General features: G+C 47.0%; 18 protein-coding genes and 9 pseudogenes. All 27 read right to left on the bottom strand.

The window, feature by feature from the left end:
• Positions 1-2 precede the first annotated feature (2 nt).
• The 27 genes and pseudogenes from atpD to JCM10519_RS05925 all read right to left on the bottom strand — a co-directional run bounded on the left by atpD (position 3) and on the right by JCM10519_RS05925 (position 20,433).
• Positions 3-1,395: pseudogene (gene atpD / locus JCM10519_RS06050) on the bottom strand (F0F1 ATP synthase subunit beta).
• 57 nt (positions 1,396-1,452) lie between these two features.
• Positions 1,453-2,307 (bottom strand): ATP synthase F1 subunit gamma, encoded by an 855-nt coding sequence (atpG, locus tag JCM10519_RS06045; RefSeq protein WP_054738283.1) that lies wholly within the window; start codon positions 2,305-2,307, stop codon positions 1,453-1,455.
• Positions 2,235-3,827: a F0F1 ATP synthase subunit alpha gene (gene atpA / locus JCM10519_RS06040; protein ID WP_347843282.1), complete on the bottom strand. Its 1,593-nt coding sequence runs from the start codon at positions 3,825-3,827 to the stop codon at positions 2,235-2,237. The genes atpG and atpA overlap by 73 nt, the downstream gene beginning before the upstream one ends.
• 114 nt (positions 3,828-3,941) lie before the next feature.
• Positions 3,942-4,115 carry a F0F1 ATP synthase subunit delta gene (locus tag JCM10519_RS26845; protein ID WP_347843281.1) on the bottom strand — a complete coding sequence of 58 codons (174 nt, stop codon included), beginning with the start codon at positions 4,113-4,115 and terminating at the stop codon, positions 3,942-3,944.
• On the bottom strand, positions 4,100-4,489 hold the full coding sequence (gene atpH / locus JCM10519_RS06035; RefSeq protein WP_347843280.1) for an ATP synthase F1 subunit delta: 390 nt from the start codon (positions 4,487-4,489) through the stop codon (positions 4,100-4,102). Before atpH ends, JCM10519_RS26845 begins: the two co-directional genes overlap by 16 nt.
• Positions 4,477-4,800 (bottom strand): F0F1 ATP synthase subunit B, encoded by a 324-nt coding sequence (gene atpF, locus JCM10519_RS26840; protein WP_347843279.1) that lies wholly within the window; start codon positions 4,798-4,800, stop codon positions 4,477-4,479. The genes atpH and atpF overlap by 13 nt, the downstream gene beginning before the upstream one ends.
• A 16-nt stretch (positions 4,801-4,816) precedes the next feature.
• Positions 4,817-4,993 carry an ATP synthase F0 subunit B gene (locus JCM10519_RS26835; RefSeq protein WP_347843278.1) on the bottom strand — a complete coding sequence of 59 codons (177 nt, stop codon included), beginning with the start codon at positions 4,991-4,993 and terminating at the stop codon, positions 4,817-4,819.
• A gap of 73 nt (positions 4,994-5,066) precedes the next feature.
• Positions 5,067-5,324: an ATP synthase F0 subunit C gene (gene atpE / locus JCM10519_RS06025; protein WP_054738282.1), complete on the bottom strand. Its 258-nt coding sequence runs from the start codon at positions 5,322-5,324 to the stop codon at positions 5,067-5,069.
• Between the two features lie 35 nt (positions 5,325-5,359).
• Positions 5,360-6,061, bottom strand: coding sequence for a F0F1 ATP synthase subunit A (atpB, locus tag JCM10519_RS06020; protein ID WP_054738281.1), 702 nt, complete (start codon positions 6,059-6,061; stop codon positions 5,360-5,362).
• 4 nt (positions 6,062-6,065) lie between these two features.
• A complete protein-coding gene (locus JCM10519_RS06015; RefSeq protein WP_347843277.1) occupies positions 6,066-6,512 on the bottom strand; it encodes an ATP synthase subunit I in 447 nt (148 codons plus the stop codon).
• A 142-nt stretch (positions 6,513-6,654) separates the two neighbouring features.
• Positions 6,655-6,861, bottom strand: a complete 207-nt coding sequence (locus JCM10519_RS06010; protein WP_054738280.1) for an AtpZ/AtpI family protein — start codon at positions 6,859-6,861, stop codon at positions 6,655-6,657.
• A 277-nt stretch (positions 6,862-7,138) separates the two neighbouring features.
• A complete protein-coding gene (eutM, locus tag JCM10519_RS06005; protein ID WP_024293096.1) occupies positions 7,139-7,423 on the bottom strand; it encodes an ethanolamine utilization microcompartment protein EutM in 285 nt (94 codons plus the stop codon).
• A 42-nt stretch (positions 7,424-7,465) separates the two neighbouring features.
• A complete protein-coding gene (locus JCM10519_RS06000; RefSeq protein ID WP_054738279.1) occupies positions 7,466-8,101 on the bottom strand; it encodes a phosphate propanoyltransferase in 636 nt (211 codons plus the stop codon).
• A 25-nt stretch (positions 8,102-8,126) separates the two neighbouring features.
• Positions 8,127-9,672: pseudogene (locus JCM10519_RS05995) on the bottom strand (acetaldehyde dehydrogenase (acetylating)).
• A gap of 26 nt (positions 9,673-9,698) precedes the next feature.
• Positions 9,699-10,304, bottom strand: a complete 606-nt coding sequence (locus tag JCM10519_RS05990) for a BMC domain-containing protein (RefSeq protein ID WP_054738278.1) — start codon at positions 10,302-10,304, stop codon at positions 9,699-9,701.
• A gap of 11 nt (positions 10,305-10,315) precedes the next feature.
• Positions 10,316-10,949 (bottom strand): annotated as a pseudogene (locus tag JCM10519_RS05985) (cupin domain-containing protein).
• Positions 10,950-10,964: 15 nt separating this feature from the next.
• The gene (locus JCM10519_RS05980; RefSeq protein ID WP_054738277.1) at positions 10,965-11,228 is read right to left on the bottom strand and encodes a EutN/CcmL family microcompartment protein; all 264 of its coding nucleotides are present in this window, start codon (positions 11,226-11,228) and stop codon (positions 10,965-10,967) included.
• On the bottom strand, positions 11,222-11,527 hold the full coding sequence (locus JCM10519_RS05975) for a BMC domain-containing protein (RefSeq protein WP_054738276.1): 306 nt from the start codon (positions 11,525-11,527) through the stop codon (positions 11,222-11,224). The genes JCM10519_RS05980 and JCM10519_RS05975 overlap by 7 nt, the downstream gene beginning before the upstream one ends.
• 14 nt (positions 11,528-11,541) lie before the next feature.
• Positions 11,542-12,385, bottom strand: a pseudogene (gene eutJ / locus JCM10519_RS05970) (ethanolamine utilization protein EutJ).
• Positions 12,370-12,987 carry a hypothetical protein gene (locus JCM10519_RS05965; RefSeq protein WP_054738275.1) on the bottom strand — a complete coding sequence of 206 codons (618 nt, stop codon included), beginning with the start codon at positions 12,985-12,987 and terminating at the stop codon, positions 12,370-12,372. Before JCM10519_RS05965 ends, eutJ begins: the two are co-directional and overlap by 16 nt.
• Positions 12,988-13,057: 70 nt before the next feature.
• Positions 13,058-14,064 (bottom strand): annotated as a pseudogene (locus JCM10519_RS05960) (1-propanol dehydrogenase PduQ).
• Positions 14,065-14,195: 131 nt separating this feature from the next.
• Positions 14,196-14,626 (bottom strand): annotated as a pseudogene (locus JCM10519_RS05955) (EutP/PduV family microcompartment system protein).
• Entirely contained in the window at positions 14,623-14,961 is a 339-nt protein-coding gene (locus JCM10519_RS05950) for a BMC domain-containing protein (RefSeq protein WP_054738274.1), read from the bottom strand. Before JCM10519_RS05950 ends, JCM10519_RS05955 begins: the two are co-directional and overlap by 4 nt.
• A 16-nt stretch (positions 14,962-14,977) precedes the next feature.
• Positions 14,978-15,929: pseudogene (cutD, locus tag JCM10519_RS05945) on the bottom strand (choline TMA-lyase-activating enzyme).
• A 22-nt stretch (positions 15,930-15,951) separates the two neighbouring features.
• Positions 15,952-18,495: pseudogene (gene cutC, locus JCM10519_RS05940) on the bottom strand (choline trimethylamine-lyase).
• 103 nt (positions 18,496-18,598) lie between these two features.
• Positions 18,599-20,094: pseudogene (locus JCM10519_RS26830) on the bottom strand (aldehyde dehydrogenase family protein).
• Between the two features lie 30 nt (positions 20,095-20,124).
• Complete coding sequence (locus JCM10519_RS05925; protein ID WP_054738271.1) at positions 20,125-20,433, bottom strand: BMC domain-containing protein; 309 nt, start codon at positions 20,431-20,433, stop codon at positions 20,125-20,127.
• Between the last annotated feature and the right edge of the window lie 16 nt (positions 20,434-20,449).

Raw genomic sequence — 20,449 nt, 5'->3', positions numbered from 1 at the left:
CCCTATTTTTTCACACGGGCAAGAACGTCCTCGATGCTGCCTGCATTTAAGAAATAGCTCTCCGGAATATCATCATGCTTTCCTTCGAGGATCTCCTTAAAGCCCTGAATCGTATCAGAAAGCGGCACATAGCGGCCTTCCAGACCGGTAAACTGTCCTGCAACGAAGAAAGGCTGAGAAAGGAATCTCTGAATCTTTCTTGCACGGGCCACCGTGATCTTATCTTCCTCAGAAAGCTCATCCATACCCAGCATGGCAATGATATCCTGAAGCTCTTTATACTTCTGAAGAACCTCCTGAACCCCACGGGCAACACGGTAGTGTTCCTCTCCTACGATACGGGGATCAAGGATTCTTGATGTGGATCCAAGAGGATCAACTGCCGGATAAATACCCAGCTCCACGATGGAACGGTCAAGAACCGTGGTCGCATCCAGATGGGCGAATGTGTTGGCCGGAGCCGGGTCCGTAAGGTCATCGGCCGGAACGTAAACTGCCTGAACCGATGTGATGGAACCATTCTTCGTGGAAGTGATTCTCTCCTGAAGAGCGCCCATCTCGGTCTGCAGGGTCGGCTGATAGCTACTGCGGAAGGCATACGTCCAAGCAGAGCGGAAACCTCAGAGCCTGCCTGGGTGAAACGGAAAATGTTGTCAATGAATAACAATACATCCTTACCGCCCTGGTCACGGAAATACTCGGCCATGGTAAGGCCGGTAAGACCTACTCTCATACGGGCACCCGGCGGCTCGTTCATCTGTCCGAATACCATGGTTGTTTTGTTAATAACGCCTGATTCCTGCATCTCGTGATAGAGGTCATTTCCTTCACGGGTACGCTCGCCAACGCCGGTGAATACGGAATATCCGCCGTGCTCTGTGGCAATGTTACGGATCAGCTCCTGAATTAATACGGTCTTACCTACTCCTGCACCACCGAAAAGTCCGATCTTACCACCCTTTTGATAAGGGCAGAGAAGGTCAACGACCTTGATACCGGTTTCCAGAACCTCCGTTTCCGTGGACTGCTCCTCAAAATTAGGGGCTGGCCTGTGAATCGGAAAATGCTCTTTTACTTCCGGTGCCGGTTTATTATCGATTGGATCACCCAGAACGTTAAATATACGTCCCAATGTCTCCTCTCCAACCGGTACGGTAATCGGAGCGCCGGTAGCTGCCGCGTCCATACCACGTACCAGTCCATCGGTGGATCCCATGGCGATACATCTTACTGTATCATCGCAAGATGCTGGGATACTTCTACAACCAGTCTGCTGCCATCCTTTGTAGCAATATCAATTGCTTCATTAATATCAGGCAGCTTGCCCTGGCTGAACTTGATATCCAGTACGGCACCGATGATCTGGGTGATCTTACCAATATTTTGTCCTGCCATCTTGTTTCTCCTTCTTTTATATTTCTCTCGTTCCTGAAAAATAAAGTTTGATTCGCCTTATGAAATCGCATTGGCTCCGGCTATGATCTCGGTAAGCTCCTGGGTAATAGAACCCTGTCTTGCCCGGTTATACGCCAGTCCAAGTTCTTCTATCATCTCTTCCGCATTATTGGTCGCAGAGTCCATGGCTGCCATTCTGGCCCCGTTCTCACTTGCAACGGCCTCCAGCAAAGCGCCATAGATCATGCTGCTCATATACTTAGGAATAATGGAATCCAATACCTGGTCCTCATCCGGCTCATAATTCATTAAAGTCAGATCCGTCTTTTCACTTTCCTTTTCCATTTCAACCGGGAGAAGCTTTTTAAGAGTCGGTATTTGGGTTACAGTATTCTTAAAAGATGTATAAGCCAGATAAATTTCACCTATCCGGTTCTGTCCAAAGGCATCTAAAAGCTCCATGGTAATATCGGCCGCATCGCGGTAGATCGGTTCATTGATCACTTCGGAATAATCCGCGGCAACCGTATATCCCCTTCTCACCAGTGCTTCCTTCCCTTTCCGTCCAATGGCGTAAACATCCGTAAGCTCCGGCGCAAGCCTCTCATCCCCATGAACCATCTTGGCAATGTTGCTGTTATAGCCCCCTGCCAGTCCACGGTTTGAAGTGATGACGATGACTGCCTTCCGCTTAGAGTCGCCTGACTTTAAATACTTATGTTCAATACTGCCGGATTTGCGCAGCATGGAACCTATGGTATCAAACATCATGTCGTAATAAGGTTTGGATTCCTCTGCCTTTGCTTTGGACTTCTGCAGCTTAACGGTAGATATGAGCTTCATGGCTTTCGTAATCTGTTCGGTACTGGAAATACTGTCTCTTCTTCGTTTGATATCCCTAATGGATGCCATGATTGTTCACCTGCCTTTAAAAAAACACCTGCTTTGCATTCGTTAATTGCCTTTACCAGCAATTCCTCTGTCTCAGGCGTGATCTGCTTTGTCTCGCGGATGCTTGCGGGAATTTCAGAATATTTGGTATCAATAAAACTGGTCAAAGCCTTTTCAAAATCAAGGATTTTCCTGGTAGGAATATCCAGGAGCAGCTTCTTGGTCGCTGCAAAGATAATGATGATCTGGTATTCAACCGGCATCGGCTGATACTGGCCCTGCTTTAATACCTCTCTGATCCTCTCGCCCTGGGCAAGCTGCTCTGCTGTTTCCTTATCAAGCTCGGAACCAAACTGTGCAAAGCTTGCAAGCTCGCGGTACTGTGCCAGTTCCACACGGATAGGAGCTGCGATCTTCTTCATAGCCTTGATCTGAGCGGAGCCGCCTACACGGGATACGGAAAGACCTGCGTTGATGGCAGGACGGAAACCGGAGTTAAACATCTCTGTCTCCAGGTAAATCTGTCCATCTGTAATGGAAATAACATTGGTCGGAATATATGCGGATACGTCACCTGCCTGGGTCTCAATGATGGGAAGGGCTGTTAAAGAACCTCCTCCCAGCTCCTCTGAAAGCCTGGAGGCTCTCTCCAGCAGTCTGGAATGCAGATAGAAAACATCACCAGGGTATGCTTCACGGCCCGGCGGTCTCTTAAGCAGCAGGGACAGGGTACGGTAAGCGGCTGCATGTTTACTTAAATCATCGTAAACAACCAATACGTCTTCTCCGTTTTCCATCCATTCCTCTCCAATGGCGCATCCGGAATATGGAGCAATATACTGAAGAGGAGCTAAATCAGAAGCAGTGGATACAACAATGGTGGTATAATCCATTGCGCCGTACTCTTCCAGTGTCTTAACAATATTGGCAACCGTAGATGCCTTCTGGCCAATGGCAACATAAATACAATGAACTCCCTGGCCCTTCTGGTTAATGATGGTATCAATGGCAATCGCCGTCTTTCCGGTCTGGCGGTCGCCGATGATCAGCTCACGCTGTCCTCTTCCGATGGGGATCATGGCATCAATAGCCTTAATACCTGTCTGAAGAGGGGTGTCTACTGATTTTCTGTCAATAACTCCATGAGCCACACGCTCGATCTTACGGAATTTGTCTGTCTGGACCGGTCCTTTTCCATCAATGGGCTGTCCTAACGCATTTACAACGCGTCCGGTCAATGCATCGCCAACAGGTACTTCCACCACTCGTCCGGTAGTCTTAACCGTATCGCCCTCGCTGATAGCGCCACTACCTAATAATACCGCACCAACATTATCCTCTTCCAGGTTGAGCACCATGCCGTAGATTTCTCCCGGAAACTCAAGAAGCTCTCCCTGCATGGCATTTTCAAGGCCATGGATACGGGCAATTCCGTCCGCCACCTGAATGACTGTACCGACATCAGAGACATCCAGTTTCGTAGAATATCTTTGAATCTGTTCCTTGATGACAGAACTGATCTCTTCTGGTCTTAAATTCATTAAGGTTTGCACCTTCTTTCTTTATTTATATGGAAACTCGATTCGCCTCACGGCTCCTCCAACGGCTGATTTGCTGAATAAAAGCCCCGCTTACGCCTGCTTTCATTAAGTAAATCACGCCAATTGCAGCTTTAACAGGCTGCGGCGCAGATCATAAATCTGTGCCTTAATACTGGAATCCACTACCCGGTCACCGATCCGGATCACCATGCCGCCAATGATTGACGGATCCACCTGATAATCCATCTCAAACTCCACATACTGAGTGGTGTTCAGCAGTTTTTCCAAAAGCCGGGCCTTCTGCCCTCATTTAATTCAACAGCGCTGGTCACATGGGCCACGCCGATCTTCTTATATTCCTTGACAGTGTTTACGAAGTATTCACAGATTGCCGGAATCTCCTTCTGCCTGCCTTTGTCGACAATGACTGCCAGAAAACCCATCAGGTCATCTGATACGCGTCCGTCAAAAATATTCTTAATAATGCCGATTTTATCATCCTTTACAATCTTCGGATTATCAAGAAGTTCTGCCAATGACTGATTCTCACGCCAAACCACCTGCAGGCCTCTCACTTCCTCAAACAAAGTGTCCACTTCCTGCTTTCTTAAAGCTTCCTCAAACAATGCATCGCCGTATACCTTTGATACTAGCTTTGCCATGTGCTCTCACCCATCTCTTTCAAAGTCTCGTCAATCAGGGCATCCTGCACCGTAGTGTCAATGGAAGCAGCCACGACCTTGCCGGCCATAACAGAAGCGATGGATATAATCTGTTCCTTCATATCATCAAGCGCTTTCTTTCTCTCCAGTTCCACCTCGCGGTTGCCCCGTGTAACAATGCGGTCCGCTTCTTCCCTGGCTTCTGCAATAATCTCAGCCTCACGCTGTTTTGCTCTTTTTCTGGCATCCTCTAAGATTTCTTCTGCCTCTTTTTTCACTTCATGAAGCTTGGCTTCATATTCTTCCTTCATTGCGTGCGCAGCTTCCTTATCGTCTGCAGCGTTTTTTTAATGCTCCCGCAATCTTCTGTTTTCTTTGTTCCAGGACTTTCCGCACCGGATTGAACAGCATATAGGATAACGCAAAAAACAGGATGAATATGTTAATGCCTGTTATAAATGAAGTAAAAAGCAGCTGTGGGTCAAATCCCAATAATCGTTCCAAGGTTTCGCCTCCTCTCGCTCTTTATTCTTTCCCCATTCTACTGGCAGGCTTTTTCCGCCCGCCGCTCCACTCTTTAGCTGAATGGCTTTAAGAACATGAGGATAGCAGCAACAGCGAAACCATAAAGACCTGTTGTCTCAGCAACGGCCTGTCCTAAAAGCATGGTAGATGTAATATCAGCCTTTGCGCCTGGATTACGTCCAACTGCAGCAGCTGCGTGGCCTGCTGCGATACCCTGTCCAATACCAGGTCCGATACCTGCGATCATCGCAAGACCTGCACCGATTGCTGAGCAGCCTAAGATAAAATCCTGTCCTGAAAATCCGTTCATAGAAAAATTCCTCCTGAATTTAATATTATTGAAGTTTAATCCATCTTATCATTGACATATACCATGGTCAGCATACAGAACACATAGGTCTGGATACAGCCGGAAAATACGTCGCAATATACGTGTAAAAATGATGGGATACCAATATTTACAAAAATTGGCATCATCCCATACCACAATCCCATAATAACAACACCTGACATCATATTACCGAATAAACGAAGCGCCTGGGATAATGGGTTGGTAATTTCACCGATTAAATTAATCGGAAACAAAACCGGAAATGGCTGAAACAAGCTTGTCAGATGACCGATTCCGTGATTCTTGATTCCCTGGTATTGCACGATACAGAAAGTGAAAATACCAAGCATAAAGGTAACACCAAAGTCTCCTGTTGGCGTTCTAAGGCCAAATAAGCCGCCAATATTGCAGAACAGTATGAAGATAAATATAGTTCCGATATAATTAACAAATTTTTTTGCATTGTGACCCATAGTACTGTTCACCAGGTTATCAAGCGCTTCCACAGCAAACTCCACTATATTCTGGAAGGTGCCAGGCACTTCTGTGGCCTGCTTCATTTTCCGGTTGGCAATCACTGCTATAATCAGGATTACGATTGTCACAATGCTAAGGCCTATCTCTGTGGTTGTAACCCAAAGCTCCTGCCCAAAGGCATGAAATTTTGTTACTCCTTTGATCATAAAGTCCACATTATTGGCACTCGCAACTACCATACGCTTAAGCCTCCTTTCTTAAGAGATCCCACTTGACCGCAAAGAAGATCACTCTCCTTTTGTCCTTCGGACCGCGATCTTGTGTATAACAGGCTGAAAAAAATGCTCCAGCCTTGAGTCCTAAGACTCCGATTACTACTGCGACCGGATTGAACCAGTCCGAAAACTGGACAATGACTGCTACCATTATAACAACAAGCAGCAGATAGCGAATGACTGAGCTGATAATACTCTGCTTCTGAACAGTCTTTGGATCTTCCGTCTTCATAGAACGTTCAAGTACCATAGCCATGGATAAAAACATGGCCAGGGCTAACGCCATTCCCAAAATCAATCCTGCAAAAACAGCACGTCTTGGATACACAAATAATGCCCCAAGCATAACTACCGCCGTGAAAAATACAATTCCAGCAGAAACCTCAAGCATCAGATTCTTTGTTTCCTTCCCCATTACAAGTCCTCCTGTCTACAAAAGTTTCTCATCTTCATGTCCCTTCACACGGCTTGGCTGCTTCGGCTTATGGACTTGGGTCTTGCCTCCTCCTGCCGCTCCATGCGCTCCTTCTGATCCTCAGCCCGCTCCTCCCTTTCATTCATGCTAGTGTGGTCTTTGCCAGCTTATAGGCATTTAAACCTCCTGCCAGAAATCCCAGAAACAGAAATAATAACGTCAGCTTTGTCCCAGCATACCGGTCAATATAGTAACCGGCAAGAATACAGACAAATACAGGTACCATGACACTGATTCCCAGTTGGGTCACCATCATGAAACTTCTCATTACGCTCTTTTTATGGCGCATAATTCCACCTGCTTTCTGCATCCTGCACATATACCTGATATTATACCTAATAAAATTAATTTTGTCTATTATATACGGAAATTTATCTGGTTTTTCATGGAAGATGTATATAATATCCGTAATTGTATAACCATCGTATATCAATACTCTGTATAATTCTTGACACGTCAAAAAAACTCCATACTTCTACATGGTTTAGACAAAAAAATCCTTCAAAAAAGGTCTGTTTTTTTGCGAGAAAAACCCCGTAAAAAACAGACCTTTAACGAATTTTTAACTATGCTTCTTTTGTGCCCGGAAGAATTGTTTCAACTTCTGCATGTGGACGTGGGATTACATGTACGGATACCAGTTCTCCTACGCGCTGAGCTGCTGCTGCACCTGCATCTGTTGCTGCCTTAACTGCTCCTACGTCGCCTCTTACCATAACGGTAACAAGACCGCCGCCTACGAATTCTTTGCCGATCAGAGTAACGTTTGCTGCCTTTACCATAGCATCTGCTGCTTCAATGGATCCAATTAAACCTTTTGTTTCAATCATTCCTAATGCATCGTATTTCATTTTTAAATCCTCCTGATTTATAATTAATTTTTAATGGTTCACTTACTTTACAATGGTTACGCTTGAAGAACTGCCAAGTCCCATGGCATTTGCTTCTTCCGTATCAAGATGACATTCCAGGCTCGACGTATCGGTTACACGGATTGCCGTATGATGAAAGATACCGCCGCGGATTCCTTCTGTCTGAATGCTTACCGTCTGTCCGTCATGTACACCGAACTTCTGGGCATCCTGAGGAGTCATATGAATGTGTCTCTGGGCGATGATAAGGCCTTCCTTTGTCTGAACGGAGCCCTTAGGACCCACCAATGTGATCCCTGGTGTTCCGGCTAATTCCCCGGACATCTTAGGTTCTGATTTTGTTCCAAGCTTAAAACAGTCTGCTGCCAGGACTTCAACCTGAGTCTGCTTTCTGACCGGGCCTAATATGCGGACCTTTTCAATGGCTCCCTTGGGGCCGCATACGGTGACTGTTTCTTTGCATGCATACTGTCCCGGCTGGGATAGCTCCTTTAGTTTGGTCAGTTGGTAACCCTGGCCGAAAAGAGCATCCAAGTCTTCCTGGGACAGATGTACGTGGCGGTTGGAAACGCCGACTGGTATTCGAAACTCATCGGTTCCGGATTCCGTTTTCACGGCTTCCATTAAGAGTTTGATTACCGCTTCATACTTATCCATTCCTGTTCTCCTTTTCTGGTTCGTTTTACTGGCCCTTCATAGCCAGTACGATCTCCTTTACAAGAGCTGCCAGCTTCTCATTTTCATCGTTTCCTCCCTGGCAGGAAGAAGCCGGTGCGCATTCTTTTTTATCAAAGGATGCTACGAAGTCAGCAGGACTAAAGGATGCAGCCTGGGTTGTTTCCTTCCATGTAAAGGTTGGATCATCTGCTGCGATGGTAGAGCAATCCTTAATACCGAAAGCTACCTTTTTCACATTGAGGAGATGTTTCGGGCTGACGTTTTCAGAAACAGAGCTTCCTCCGCAGGTTCCGCATCCTAATGTAAAGGAAATCGGAAGGCCTGTACTGATTCCTGTTCCGCCCTGGCTTCCGCCTGTATTTACAAGGATTCTGGAAGCAGGCTTTGCAGCGAACTTAAGAACCATATCCCTGTCCTGGGTATGAATGCTCATGGTATGTCCGATTCCGTTCTGTAAAAGACGGATGCTTAAGCCGCAGGCTCTTCCCAGTTCTTTACGGTATAGAAACCAAGTACGGTTGTCAGCTTTTCGTAGGATAAGGGATATCCCTCTCCAACGCCTTCCTGTTTTCCGATGAGGACTTTTGTTCCCTCAGGAATCTGGATTCCTGAGGCCTGAGCGATCACCTGTGGGGAACGGCCAACAAATTTAGCATTCATGTTATGACCATTTTTAAATAACAAAGCACAAACTTTATCGGTTTCTTCCTTTGTCATGAAGTAACCGCCCTGGCTCTTTAACTCTGCTACGACTTCTGCGTGATTGCTCTCCTCGCAGATGATGGACTGCTCGGAAGCACAGATGGTACCATAGTCAAAGGTCTTGCTGGCAAGGATTGTCTTTACCGCCTGCTTTACATCTGCTGTCTTTTCAATGTAAGCCGGAGAGTTTCCTGCACCTACGCCGATGGCTGGCTTTCCTGCGCTGTATGCAGCTTTTACCATGCCAGGGCCACCGGTTGCAATGATAACGGAAACTTCCTTGCACTTCATCAGTTCATTGGTAGATCCCATGGATGGCATGGATACACAGCCGATGATTCCTTCCGGTGCGCCTGCTGCAATTGCAGCGTCACGCATAACCTCTGCAGCCTTTAAGGTGCATTTAGCAGCAGAAGGATGAGGAGAAAATACAATTGCGTTTCCAGATTTAATGGCGATCATGGATTTAAAGAATACGGTTGAGGTTGGTTGGTAGATGGAACGATACCCATTACAAGGCCTACCGGTTCTGCCACATCAATGGTCTTATTTACGGTATCCTCTGAAAGGATCCCTCTTGTCTTCATATCCTTTATCTCTTCATATAAAAGAGTGGAAGCAGCATGGTTCTTATATGCCTTGTCCATGACCTTTCCAAAACCTGTTTCTTCTACAGCCATTTCTGCCAGGCAAAGAGCATGTTCCTCTCCTGCCTTTGCCATGCTCTTAAGAATGGTGTCAATTTGTTCTGCCGTAAATTCGGCGATTTTCTTTGCGGCAGCTTCGCCGCATCTTGCTAAGTCCCTTGCTTCCTGGATGGAACGTAAATCATAATCAAAATTTTCCATGTTCCCGTTCTCCCTTTCTAAAAATATTAATCATTCTGTCTGTAATACTTCCCGAATTCTTCCAGCAGCAGGGTTTTATTTGCCTTTGAAATTTCCCGTCCAGCTATACTGAATTCCGGATATTCTCTGGCAAGTGTCCTAAGCTCTGTTACCTTCATATCTTCAAGTATCTTCATAGTTTCTTCCAGACCGTCCTGCTTCATCCATAAGTCCACGGTTTCCCGCTTTATGGTATCCACCGTTTCCGGTTCATTGGAAGGTTCTTCCACCGGCTCCTCTGCCGGTATTTCTTTTACTTCCTCAGCCAATGGTTCTTCTTCGATTTCCGGAACTGGTTCTTTTTCCGGTTCATCAGGAGTACCTCCGCCAATTACAGCCGTCAGCTCATCATGAGGCCTGGCAATCACATGGCGTGTTACTAAAGCAGCAGCATTTATGCGTTCCACCGCTGCTGCTCCGGCGTCCACCGCTGCCTTTACTGCCGCCACATCACCGGTCACCGTAACAGCAACGAGACCTCCGCCGACTTTAGTCTTTTCCAGAAGAGACACGTCTGCTGCCTTTAACATGGCATCTGCCGCCTCAATAGCTACCAGCACGCCTTTTGTTTCTATAAAGCCAAGTGCCTGCATTGTTTACCTCCTTAAACCAAATCAGCCCAGTTTGCCGGATACGTTGCGTAAAATACTCTTGCTTTATCTGGTGAACCCCAGATTACCTTGGAGCCTGACGGCACGAAGAGCACATCTCCGGCTTTTGCCGTATAGGTCTTTCCGTCAATGGTAACGGTTAAGGTTCCTTCAATTACATAGTCGATCTCTTCATAGGTCAATTCCCATTCAAAGCTTGAATGGTCGATCACAAGGAAACCTGCACTGATATGGGACTCGTCTTTGCTTACAAGTTCCTGGTAATAAGCTTTGACAGATGGATCACCCGTATCAAATACATCCATTTTCACAGAGCTTCCACGAACCACCTTAAGGCCGTTTCCATGGCTTTCTGACTCATAGGGTTTTAAAATATCATTTAACAAACCCTTTTCCATCAAAGTCTTCAGTACCATATAAATTTTATCGCTGTCAATATCCATGCCTGCAAAAGCAGCCGGGGCCTGTGTCTGCTGCTCCTCTGCCTTATCGCAGAATTTGATGCCGAATGAATCTGCAGCATCCTTTGCAGACGGAGTGATGATACTTCCGTTTTCCACGTAAAATACCTTTTTTTCCCTCAGCGTTTAACTTCTCTACATCTTTTGCACAAATCAACTGCTTCATATGATCACTTCCCTCCTATATAAATTGGCAATCTTCATCAATAATCCCAATTACTACGGCATCTACGGGAACCTCATCGCTTCCCAGCATCCGTCTGGCAGAAGAGCCGGTGGAAATGATCACACGGTCACCGATTCCAGCACTGATGATATCTGCTACGATCAGCCGCTCGCCTTCCCGTGTGCCTCCAATGATCTCGGCAAGCATAAATTTATATCCATTTAAGGACTCCGCTTTTCTGGTTGCCCATATGTTATCAATCAATCTGGCCGCTACCATTCTTCCACCCCTCTCTTCTCTCTTTGCTTAATCTCATCCATAGCTGCCTCTACCGATGCCGTATCTCCAAAAATCGCCAGCATGATCATGTTCTGCGGGCAGCTTCCTCTGATGTCTTCTACCGTAACACCTACTGCTTTTTCTGCCACATCTGCGGCACAGACCATTTCGATAATTCTGCCCTGTACCAGTCCCACTGCGTCCACAGCTCCTATGGGGGAGGAGTTGCCGGAGCCTTTTCTTCGGTTCAAAATATCGATTGTTCCCTGTGACGGTGATTTAATTATACGGTATTCCATATTGTCCACATCCTTTATGCCAGCTCTTCCTGCGTACAGGAAAATGCGATTCCAAGAGGTGTTACAAACATCGGGTTCTCAGGTTTGCGTGTCCTGATTCCCGTCTGTTTTTCAATGATTGCTTCAATCCCGGTAAGGCAGCAGGTACCGCCTACCAGATAGATTTCCTGCACATCATGTCCTTTAATGTGGCGGCTTATGATAGAAGCAACCTTCTCCACAACCGGTTTTAAAACCGGCAGCAGTTCTTTATGGTTTTCTTCCTTCCGTTTATAAACCTCTGCTTCCTGAAAGGACATTTGATAAGCACCGGAGACCACCAGGGAGAAATGAGTTCCTCCAGTTGGTTCATCCGCTACATACACCACCTTTCCATCCTTTAAAATGGAGATTCCGGTGGTGCCGCCTCCGATATCCACGACTGCACCGTTTTTAATTTTTAAAACTGCATTTGCCGCCGTTGGCTCATCGAGAAGGGCTGTTATTTCAAATCCGGCTCCCTGGACCACGTTCTTAATCGCTCCTCCGTCCAGGGAATCGGTGCCCGGAGGAATGGCTGCAGCCGCATAAAGCAATTCTGTGCCCAGCTTTTCCTCCAGTTCTTCTTTAAGCTCCCGTACGATCCGGATGGCACCGATGTAATCCACGACCATTCCATCCCGGACCACATCCGCATAACGGTAAGCACCTGCACAGGTTTGTAATTCTCATCCAGCACGGCCAGTACCACGCACGCTGTTCCCAGATCGACTCCGGTATAATAAACAGAGGAGCTTCCTTAACGGGCTGCTTAACAACTGCTTCAAACTGGCTCACCAGTTCATTGCAACCATCAAATGTAATTACTTCCTTTGACATGTTTTCCCTCCATATTCCAGACATATCATCTGTGATAAGCGGTTGATCACCGGGTTAAGGATCCCATTCTCCGTTTCCGCCGCCAGCTCTCTTACGCTGCAGCGCAGCCGGTGCAGAATAAGGATTTCCTTCCCCTTTTCTGACTGTGCATGAAAACCTGTGATTTCGAAGCAGTCCTCATAAGGCTGGTTAAAGTTCTCCTTATGAAATCCGGTACAGGGCGAGGGGGAAATTTCCACTTCCCTGCCTTCTTTCCCAAGGTCAGAAAGCTTTCGTTCCAGCTCAAATATCTGCTCCGCTAACAGCACGTCCCGATTTAATAATTCAAGACCTGCCTCCAGAAACTGTGCCTGAAGGGTTTTCCTTTTTAATAAGAAATGATCCTGACAGATTTCTTTTTTCGGTGCTTCTTCTTTTTTTCTCTGCAGGTTTTTCATTTTTTTTCGTTTTACCACAAAGGGATCGTCACTTATGGGAATCTTCTTATCCACCAGGAACTGGCGCGCTCCGGGTGTCAGTCTGGTTCCCACAGGGAGATCATAGGAGGTAAAGGGTCCTTTTTTAAATAAAATCCTCAAATCGTCTTCGGTGATGAATTTCATTAATAGCCCCCCTTACACAATTTCCGGTAGATGGCTTCAATTTCTTCTACCGTTGGCACTCTTGGGTTGGTCAATGTGCAGTTATCAGCCAGGCTTTTTCCGCCATTTCATGTACAGCCTGTTCAAATTCGTCTTTATCAATTTTTAAGTCCGTAATCTGCTGAGGTATTTTGATCTTGTTCATCAGATTCTTGATATGACGCACCAGGCCGTGTACCGTGGCCTTATCTGTTCCTGCTGCGATTCCAAGCATGTTTGCGATTGCCATATATCTTGCGCAGGCTATCTGCTCTCCCGCATCTTCCAGACCAGCGTTGTAGCTGATGACATGGGGAAGCAGGATTGCATTGCTTCTTCCGTGAGGAATGTGAAAGCGTGCTCCAAGTGCATGTGCCATGCTGTGGCAAAGCCTAAGGAAGCTCCGTTAAAAGCAACTCCGGCCAGACAGGATGCATTGTGCATGTGAGTTCTGGCTTCCATGTCGCTTCCTTCCTCTACGGTACGTGCCAGATAGCTCCATACCAGCCTTACAGCCTTTTCCGCACAGGCATCGGTAAAATCACCTGCATTGGTCGAAACATAGGCTTCTAAGGCATGGGTCAGAACATCCATTCCAGTATCCGCTGTAATGTGAGGCGGAACCGATACCGTAAAGCGGGGGTCAAGAAAGGCTGCATCCGGCACCATACTATCGGAACGCAGTGGATATTTCGCCTGGGCCTGAGGATCGGATATTACGGAAAAATTGGTTACTTCACTTCCGGTACCGCTGGTTGTTGGAACTGCGATCAAACACAGTTTCTCATTTCCCATCTGACTGTAGATGTGGCTTGCAGCCTTTGCCGTATCAATGGCAGAGCCGCCGCCAAGGGCAATCACTGCATCCGGACCAAAGCACTTCATTCCACCAATGGCCTTTGAAACTACTTCAATGGTCGGATCAGGTACTACCTCAGAAAACACTTCATAGCTGCTCCCCTTCTCCTGCAAAAGCTCTGTGATCCAGTTCACCTTTCCGGACTGGGCCATAAAGGGGTCGCAGATTATATAAGCCTTTGTCACTGGAAGTTCCTTCATTTTATCAAGACAGGACGATCCCATATATACCTTTGTATTCATTACAAATTGCTCCACGTTACATTTCCCTCCTTTCTCTAAATTTGCCCATGTTCCTTGGGCATACAGGTATACCCGCAGGGTATTTCCTTTTATTTTAATGCTTCCATTAATTCATGAAGACCGGTCCCTTCAGACAGATTAATATGGTAACAGGGCTCATGAACTCCGGTTTTTTTTAACTGACGGATACACCACTCATCATTTTCCGGTTTTTCTCCGCTTCCTGTAATCACACCGATCACAGGGACCCGGAACACTTTTGCAAATCCAGGCGGATAACTCTCCCGGCATGAGGACTGGTCTACCAGCATCAGTACATGGGAGGCATCCTGTGCCGCCGCAATGATATGCTTGTGCATCCAGGGACTTTCTAAGTAAACCCCCGGAACATCCAGAGTCTTTTCCCCATATACCATGTTCTGGGTTCTCCTGGCAGGACCGGTAAAGCCGTTTATGCATTCGCCAGGGTAGTTTTCCCGCTGCCGCAGGGACCGATGATCATGATTCTTTTTTTTCTCATGTTTTTGTTACCGCAGGCACCATATAACCCAGCCCGCGGTTTAAGGTATCACATACCGCAGTCAAAGCGGTTTCTACACTGTCCACATCGCCTGCAATGATCACAGAGCCTGTGAAACGGTCTAAAAAGCCAATTTCAACGTCTGCTGCTTTAGCCGCAATATCCGCCGCAATGATGGAGGTTTCAAAAGGGGACAGAGTGAGAATTCCGATGGCACCCAGTTCATCAATGCCAAGGCATTCATACACCTCCGGTATGGGAGATGCGATTACATGGGCTATGGTCACCTGCTTGCCCGGAACGGACTCCTCTATGACACGCTGCATCTCAATCATGGCCTCTTCCCCTTTCTTAGTGCTTTACCACAGTAACCGGGAACTGATATTCCTTCATCCACTTCAATCCGGTCTAAATCCTCTGCGCTTAAGCTTGGATCACCATCAATGGGGTATTTCATATCAAGCTGATTGTATTTGTTCACGCCCAGCTTATGGTACGGAAGTAAGTCAATTCCTTTAAAATTCTTATAATCACGGAAGGGCATCAGGAATTTAATGACCTCATCGATCTCTTCCCGGCTGTCATTGATCCCCTTCAGCATGGGCATGCGGACCTTCACATTGAAACGGTGGTGAAGCAGTTCCTTAAGATTGGTAAGGATCTGTTCATTGTTCACACCCACCAGCTCATTGTGGCGGACAGGGTCCATGTGTTTGATATCAAACAGGAATAAGTCCACATACTCCGCAATTTTTAAAATGGTTTCCGTATTGGTATAACCGCAGGTCTCAATCGCCGTATTGATCCCTTCCTGCTTGCAGGCCATCAACAGATTCAAAGCTGCTTCCGGCTGGGCAGTCACTTCACCGCCGCCAAGGGTTACGCCGCCGCCTGAAATATCATAAAAGGCAGCATCCTCTTCCACAATTTTAAGCAGTTCTGAAATGGTCTTAACCTCTCCGGCAATGGTCAGCGCTTTATTGGGGCAGACATTCTTGCACTTCATGCATCCGATGCAATCCTTATCCCGTTTGATTTCATGCTTCCCGGTCTCACTGGACATCACATGGATTCCTACGGGGCACACATCAGCGCACGCCCCGCAGTTTGTACAGGAATTCTGCTTAAACATTACCTGGAATTTCCGCACCATTCCTTCTGGATTGGAGCACCATTTACACCGGAGAGGACAACCTTTAAAGAATACCAGGGTTCTGATTCCCGGCCCGTCATACATGTTGTACTTCTGCACGTTAAAGATAAACGCCTTACGTTCAATCTCTCCTGTCATTCCATGGTCCATTATGATTTATCTCCGTTTTCTTTTAGAAATGTGTCAGCATGGTTCTGCTTATGATCTCATCCTGTACATCCTTGCATAACTCTACGAAGAATGCGCTATAGCCGGCTACACGGACGATCAAGTCGCGGTACAGCTCCGGATGCTTCTGAGCCTCAACTAAGGTATTATTGTCTAAGTAGTTGAACTGCATCTCACCGTTTCCGAACATGCATGCCGTACGAAGCAGGGTGATAAGGCTTTCTTCTCCTTCCGGAGTATCCAGAAGCCCTGCCATGATCTTAAAGTTATGAACCATACCGATGTTCATGCTGTCATTGGACAACTTGGATACGGACTTGATGATAGCGGTCGGGCCCTTGAAGTCTGCACCCTGGTTGGCTGATACCGTCGGAAAGTGGCAGCCATGCGTTACGGCCGTTGGCAGAAGCGCCTGTCATCTGTCCGAATGGGGTGTTATTGGAAATAGATAAGGTACCATGGCTTAAAACAGAGTATAAGGTCTTATACTGTCTGTGCTCATGCTCTGTAAAGTCAACCAGGTCAGCTGCAATTAAATCTGCATAATCATCATCATTTCCGTATTTTGGAGCATTGAGGCAATCGGTGCGGATCTGGTCATATCCCACGAAGTCTGCCTTTAACGCCTCGTTTATCTGCTCCAGTGTATATTTTTTTCTCTTCAAAAACAAGCTTTTTGATGGCTGCCATGGAGTCTGCATAGGTAGCCAGTCCGGACCAAACCACACCAGGTCCGAAGTTGTACATTGCGCCGCCTGCGGATACATCCTTGGCTTTTTCCATACAGCCTTCGTACATGATGGACATGAGCGGCTTTGGAGCCAAATCTCTGTGAACACGCTGGGAAATAACGGTGGCAACATCAGTCCACTTTGTAATATATTTGATTTCTTCTTTTACAGCTGCTTCAAACTCTTCATAGGTCTTGAAGTTGCTTAAGTCACCCATATCCGGGCAAACCTGCTTGCCATACCATAACGGAACGCCGTGGTTTAAAACAAGCTCGATACAGATCGGCCACTGGGTATAAGCAGTGGAGGTCCACTGATACAGACGTCCTGATTTCTGAGGCTCTACACAGCCCATCAGGCAGTAATCACGTGCATCTTCAATGGATACGCCTTTTGCAAGCATCATCTTGATGTGGGCATCGTCAAAATGGCAAGCCGGGAATCCCATACCGGAACGTACCACATCTACGATTTTTTTCATGTACTTTTTCGGGGACTTGTTGTGGATACGGCATGCAAGTGATGGCTGGTAAATCTTTACATGACGGACTGCATCCATAAGCAGGTAAGTTAAATCATTGGTAGCATCATGTCCGCTGCGGGTCACACCGCCTACGCACATGTTTACGAATGGCTGGTAGCCTGCAAAGAACTTGGAACCGCCTTCGCTGGTGATCCACATCATCTCAGACATCTTGATCAGCATACAGCCGGCAAGCTCAAATGCTTCGAAATCATTCATACGTCCGGATTCAATATCATCCTTGTAGAATGGATACATATACTGATCCACACGTCCGATGGACATACCGGTCTGGTTCTCTTCCACTACAAGCAGAGACTCAATGGTCCATACAGCCTGGATAGCTTCCCAGAAGGTTCTTGGCTTGTGAGCAGGAACGTAAGCATTTACTTCAGAAATCTTTAACAGTTCTGCCTTACGCTTTGGATTGGTTTCCTTTGCTGCAAGCTCTGCTGCATACTCGGAAAGTCTCTTTGCGTAGATCATAACGCCTTCTGTGGTATCGATAATGGATTTGTAGAAATAAATCTTTTCAATATCATCAGGATTCTCATATTTCAGTTCTTCTAAATGATCCTTGGCTTCCTGCTGAATATCCAGCATGCCCTTCTTCATAAGGATCACATCATAACCGGGGTTTGAGTCACCGCCGCCGTTGATGGCATGGTAGGAGCAGTCAGATACAAAGGACTCTCCTGATAATTCCCATACGCCTGCTTCACGGTACTGATCCTCACAATACTCATCAACAGATTTACCGGACCAGTAAGGGAACAGCTCTTCTTTCATGATTTTCTTGTCTTCTTCGGAAATATAGAATGGATCCTGAGGACGTGTTCCGATGGTATCGATCTCATCTACCATCCATCTCCATGCGATATCCGGGGAGAATGCACCTGCACGGGGAGCGCCGCAGGGAGCGCCTACGATGAGCTCGTTGTCCTGAATGACCAGGGGTGCTGTTTCGCAGCAGTAACGGAAACATTTTGCACGAAGCATGATCTTTGGCATACCAGGATTTTCTTTTGCGATCTTGGTAATAGCACGTGCACGGTATGTTGTAATAGATGGTTTATGTTTTAAATAATTTTCCTTTAAATTCTGAAGTCTAGGAGTAATGCCATTCGGTATCTCCTTTCCTCCCTCACAGCATACTGCTGACTGGACAGCAGGTTCTTTTTTTGTTGATTTCATCGGAAACAGTTTCAAACATCTTCATCAAAGAAGCTCTTTCTTCTGGTGTCATGTTCTTCGTTGCTTCCACAAATTTATTTGAAAATTCACGAATATCCAATCTGGTTTCCCTCTCTTTCAATTATTTGCCGCCTAATGAATCAAGCGGATATGCTTGCATATCCAGTTGATTCACAAATTCAAGGTTGAAAGACGCTTTTCTTTCAACACTTATCATCTAGCTCTTTGGACAAGGTTTCTAAAATCTGCCTAAGGAGTGCTTTTGCATCCTCACAGTTCCCCTTTGTCTCAGGAGCTTTCTCATATCCGCCTGAAGCGTTCTTCGCAGCCCCAAGGAATTCCTTTACCTTACGGACTCCATATCCCACGCTCCGGGTGTAGATGAAATTCATGGGTGAAACGTTGTCAGCCGTAATTCCGGCACCTGCGGTGATGCTGCCAAGAGTCATAGCCGGAAACAGGTTCGTTGTGGCTCCCATGCTGCCCAGGGTGGCAGGAGTATTGACAAGAACTCTGCCCACCGGCTTCTTTAAGGCGAACTGACGTATTACTTCTTCATCCCTGGAATGGATCACCAGGGTGTGTCCATGGCTTTCGTTAACCAGAAGGCTCATGCATTTCTCGCAGGCGTGCATCCAGTCATCTTCGATGTAATAGGCCAGTACGGGACAAAGGAGCTCTCTTGCAAACGGATTCCTGTCAGAAATATACTTCTGTTCAGAAACCAGCACCGTCGTGGACTCAGGCACCGTAAATCCTGCTCTGACCGCAAGCTCTGCTGCCGGCCTTCCCATGATTTCCGTATCCGCCTTCCCGCTTTCCAGGCAGAGGAGTTCAATCAGCTTTTTCTCCTCTTCCCCATTCATGAAGTAGGCACCGTTCTTTAACATCTCGGCCTTTACTTCTGCTGCAATGAGGCTGTCTACCACCATATACTGCTCGGCCGCAGACACGATACCGTAATCAAAAGTACGGCTGGCAATGATATCCTCTACCGCCTGTCTGACATCGGCAGTCCGCTCCACAAAGACCGGTCCGTTTCCCGTGCCGCCGTAAATATATGGCTTTCCGCTTTCTGCCGCCTCCCGGCACAGCTCCGGAACGCCGGTGTTGACCACCATGCCGCTGCCGGGTGACGGATCAGTTCCAGAGCTCCTGCCTTTGTCACTGTCTTTAAATACCCGATGGCACCTTCCGGAAGTCCCCAGGATTTTCCTGCCTCTATCAGCCGGTCAAGCAGCCTGCCCGTTACCTTCCTCGCCCTTTCATGGGGAGCGATAACGATGGGATTGCCGGACTTAACGGCAATCAGTACGTTGTAGATCGCGGTCGAAACCGGGCTCACTGCCGGCGTCAGGGCGGCAATCACGCCCACAGGAACGCCTACTGCCATGGTCTTTGACTGGGGATCTTCTTCTAAGATGCCGACGCATCTCATATTTTTTAAACGTTCCGGCAGGAAATTGCAGACAAAGGTGTTTTTCACGTACTTGTCCTGGAAACGTCCATATCCGGTTTCTTCCGCGGACATAACCGCCAGCTCCTCCGCCATTTCCTTTGCTGCCGCAGCCAGGGCGCCGGTAATGAGATCAAGCTTTTCCTGGGGGAAGGTAAGCATGGTCTTTCTGGCCTCCCGTGCACCTTCCATTAAAATCCTTGCCTCCTGTATGGAGAGCAGGTCTTTATCTACAAAACTCATTTCCTATTCTCCCTTCATCCGGGATGCCTGCTATTCCTGTTCAGGAGCAGTATTTAAGGCATATCGTCTGATGATTTTTTCAAGATGGGGATGAGGTCTTGGTATGACTACGGAGCTGTAAACTTCTGCTCCCATATCATTTACTGCCTTGATTCCGGCTTCCACAGCCGTCTTGCAGGCTCCCACATCTCCCCGTACCAATACAGAAATATAACCGGAAGCTACATTTTCATAGCCGATGAGTTCCACATCTGCCGCCTTGCACATTGCATCCGCCGCTTCGAGAACAAATACCAGACCAAATGTTTCTATTGAGCCCAGGGCTTCATATCTTTCCATATACTGTTTTCCTTTC

This window comes from Clostridium sp. NkU-1, from assembly GCA_001312405.1.
This window is presented reverse-complemented; position numbering and strand designations above follow the sequence as displayed.

What these genes read in the sequence shown, in the direction of transcription:
- atpG (WP_054738283.1), bottom strand. Translation starts at nt 2,307, where the DNA reads ATGGCATCCATTAGGGATATCAAACGAAGAAGAGACAGTATTTCCAGT.
- atpA (WP_347843282.1), bottom strand. Translation starts at nt 3,827, where the DNA reads ATGAATTTAAGACCAGAAGAGATCAGTTCTGTCATCAAGGAACAGATT.
- atpH (WP_347843280.1), bottom strand. Translation starts at nt 4,489, where the DNA reads ATGGCAAAGCTAGTATCAAAGGTATACGGCGATGCATTGTTTGAGGAA.
- atpF (WP_347843279.1), bottom strand. Translation starts at nt 4,800, where the DNA reads ATGAAGGAAGAATATGAAGCCAAGCTTCATGAAGTGAAAAAAGAGGCA.
- atpE (WP_054738282.1), bottom strand. Translation starts at nt 5,324, where the DNA reads ATGAACGGATTTTCAGGACAGGATTTTATCTTAGGCTGCTCAGCAATC.
- atpB (WP_054738281.1), bottom strand. Translation starts at nt 6,061, where the DNA reads ATGGTAGTTGCGAGTGCCAATAATGTGGACTTTATGATCAAAGGAGTA.
- JCM10519_RS06015 (WP_347843277.1), bottom strand. Translation starts at nt 6,512, where the DNA reads ATGGGGAAGGAAACAAAGAATCTGATGCTTGAGGTTTCTGCTGGAATT.
- JCM10519_RS06010 (WP_054738280.1), bottom strand. Translation starts at nt 6,861, where the DNA reads ATGCGCCATAAAAAGAGCGTAATGAGAAGTTTCATGATGGTGACCCAA.
- eutM (WP_024293096.1), bottom strand. Translation starts at nt 7,423, where the DNA reads ATGAAATACGATGCATTAGGAATGATTGAAACAAAAGGTTTAATTGGA.
- JCM10519_RS06000 (WP_054738279.1), bottom strand. Translation starts at nt 8,101, where the DNA reads ATGGATAAGTATGAAGCGGTAATCAAACTCTTAATGGAAGCCGTGAAA.
- JCM10519_RS05990 (WP_054738278.1), bottom strand. Translation starts at nt 10,304, where the DNA reads ATGCAGGCACTTGGCTTTATAGAAACAAAAGGCGTGCTGGTAGCTATT.
- JCM10519_RS05980 (WP_054738277.1), bottom strand. Translation starts at nt 11,228, where the DNA reads ATGGTAGCGGCCAGATTGATTGATAACATATGGGCAACCAGAAAAGCG.
- JCM10519_RS05975 (WP_054738276.1), bottom strand. Translation starts at nt 11,527, where the DNA reads ATGGAATACCGTATAATTAAATCACCGTCACAGGGAACAATCGATATT.
- JCM10519_RS05965 (WP_054738275.1), bottom strand. Translation starts at nt 12,987, where the DNA reads ATGAAATTCATCACCGAAGACGATTTGAGGATTTTATTTAAAAAAGGA.
- JCM10519_RS05950 (WP_054738274.1), bottom strand. Translation starts at nt 14,961, where the DNA reads ATGATTGAGATGCAGCGTGTCATAGAGGAGTCCGTTCCGGGCAAGCAG.
- JCM10519_RS05925 (WP_054738271.1), bottom strand. Translation starts at nt 20,433, where the DNA reads ATGGAAAGATATGAAGCCCTGGGCTCAATAGAAACATTTGGTCTGGTA.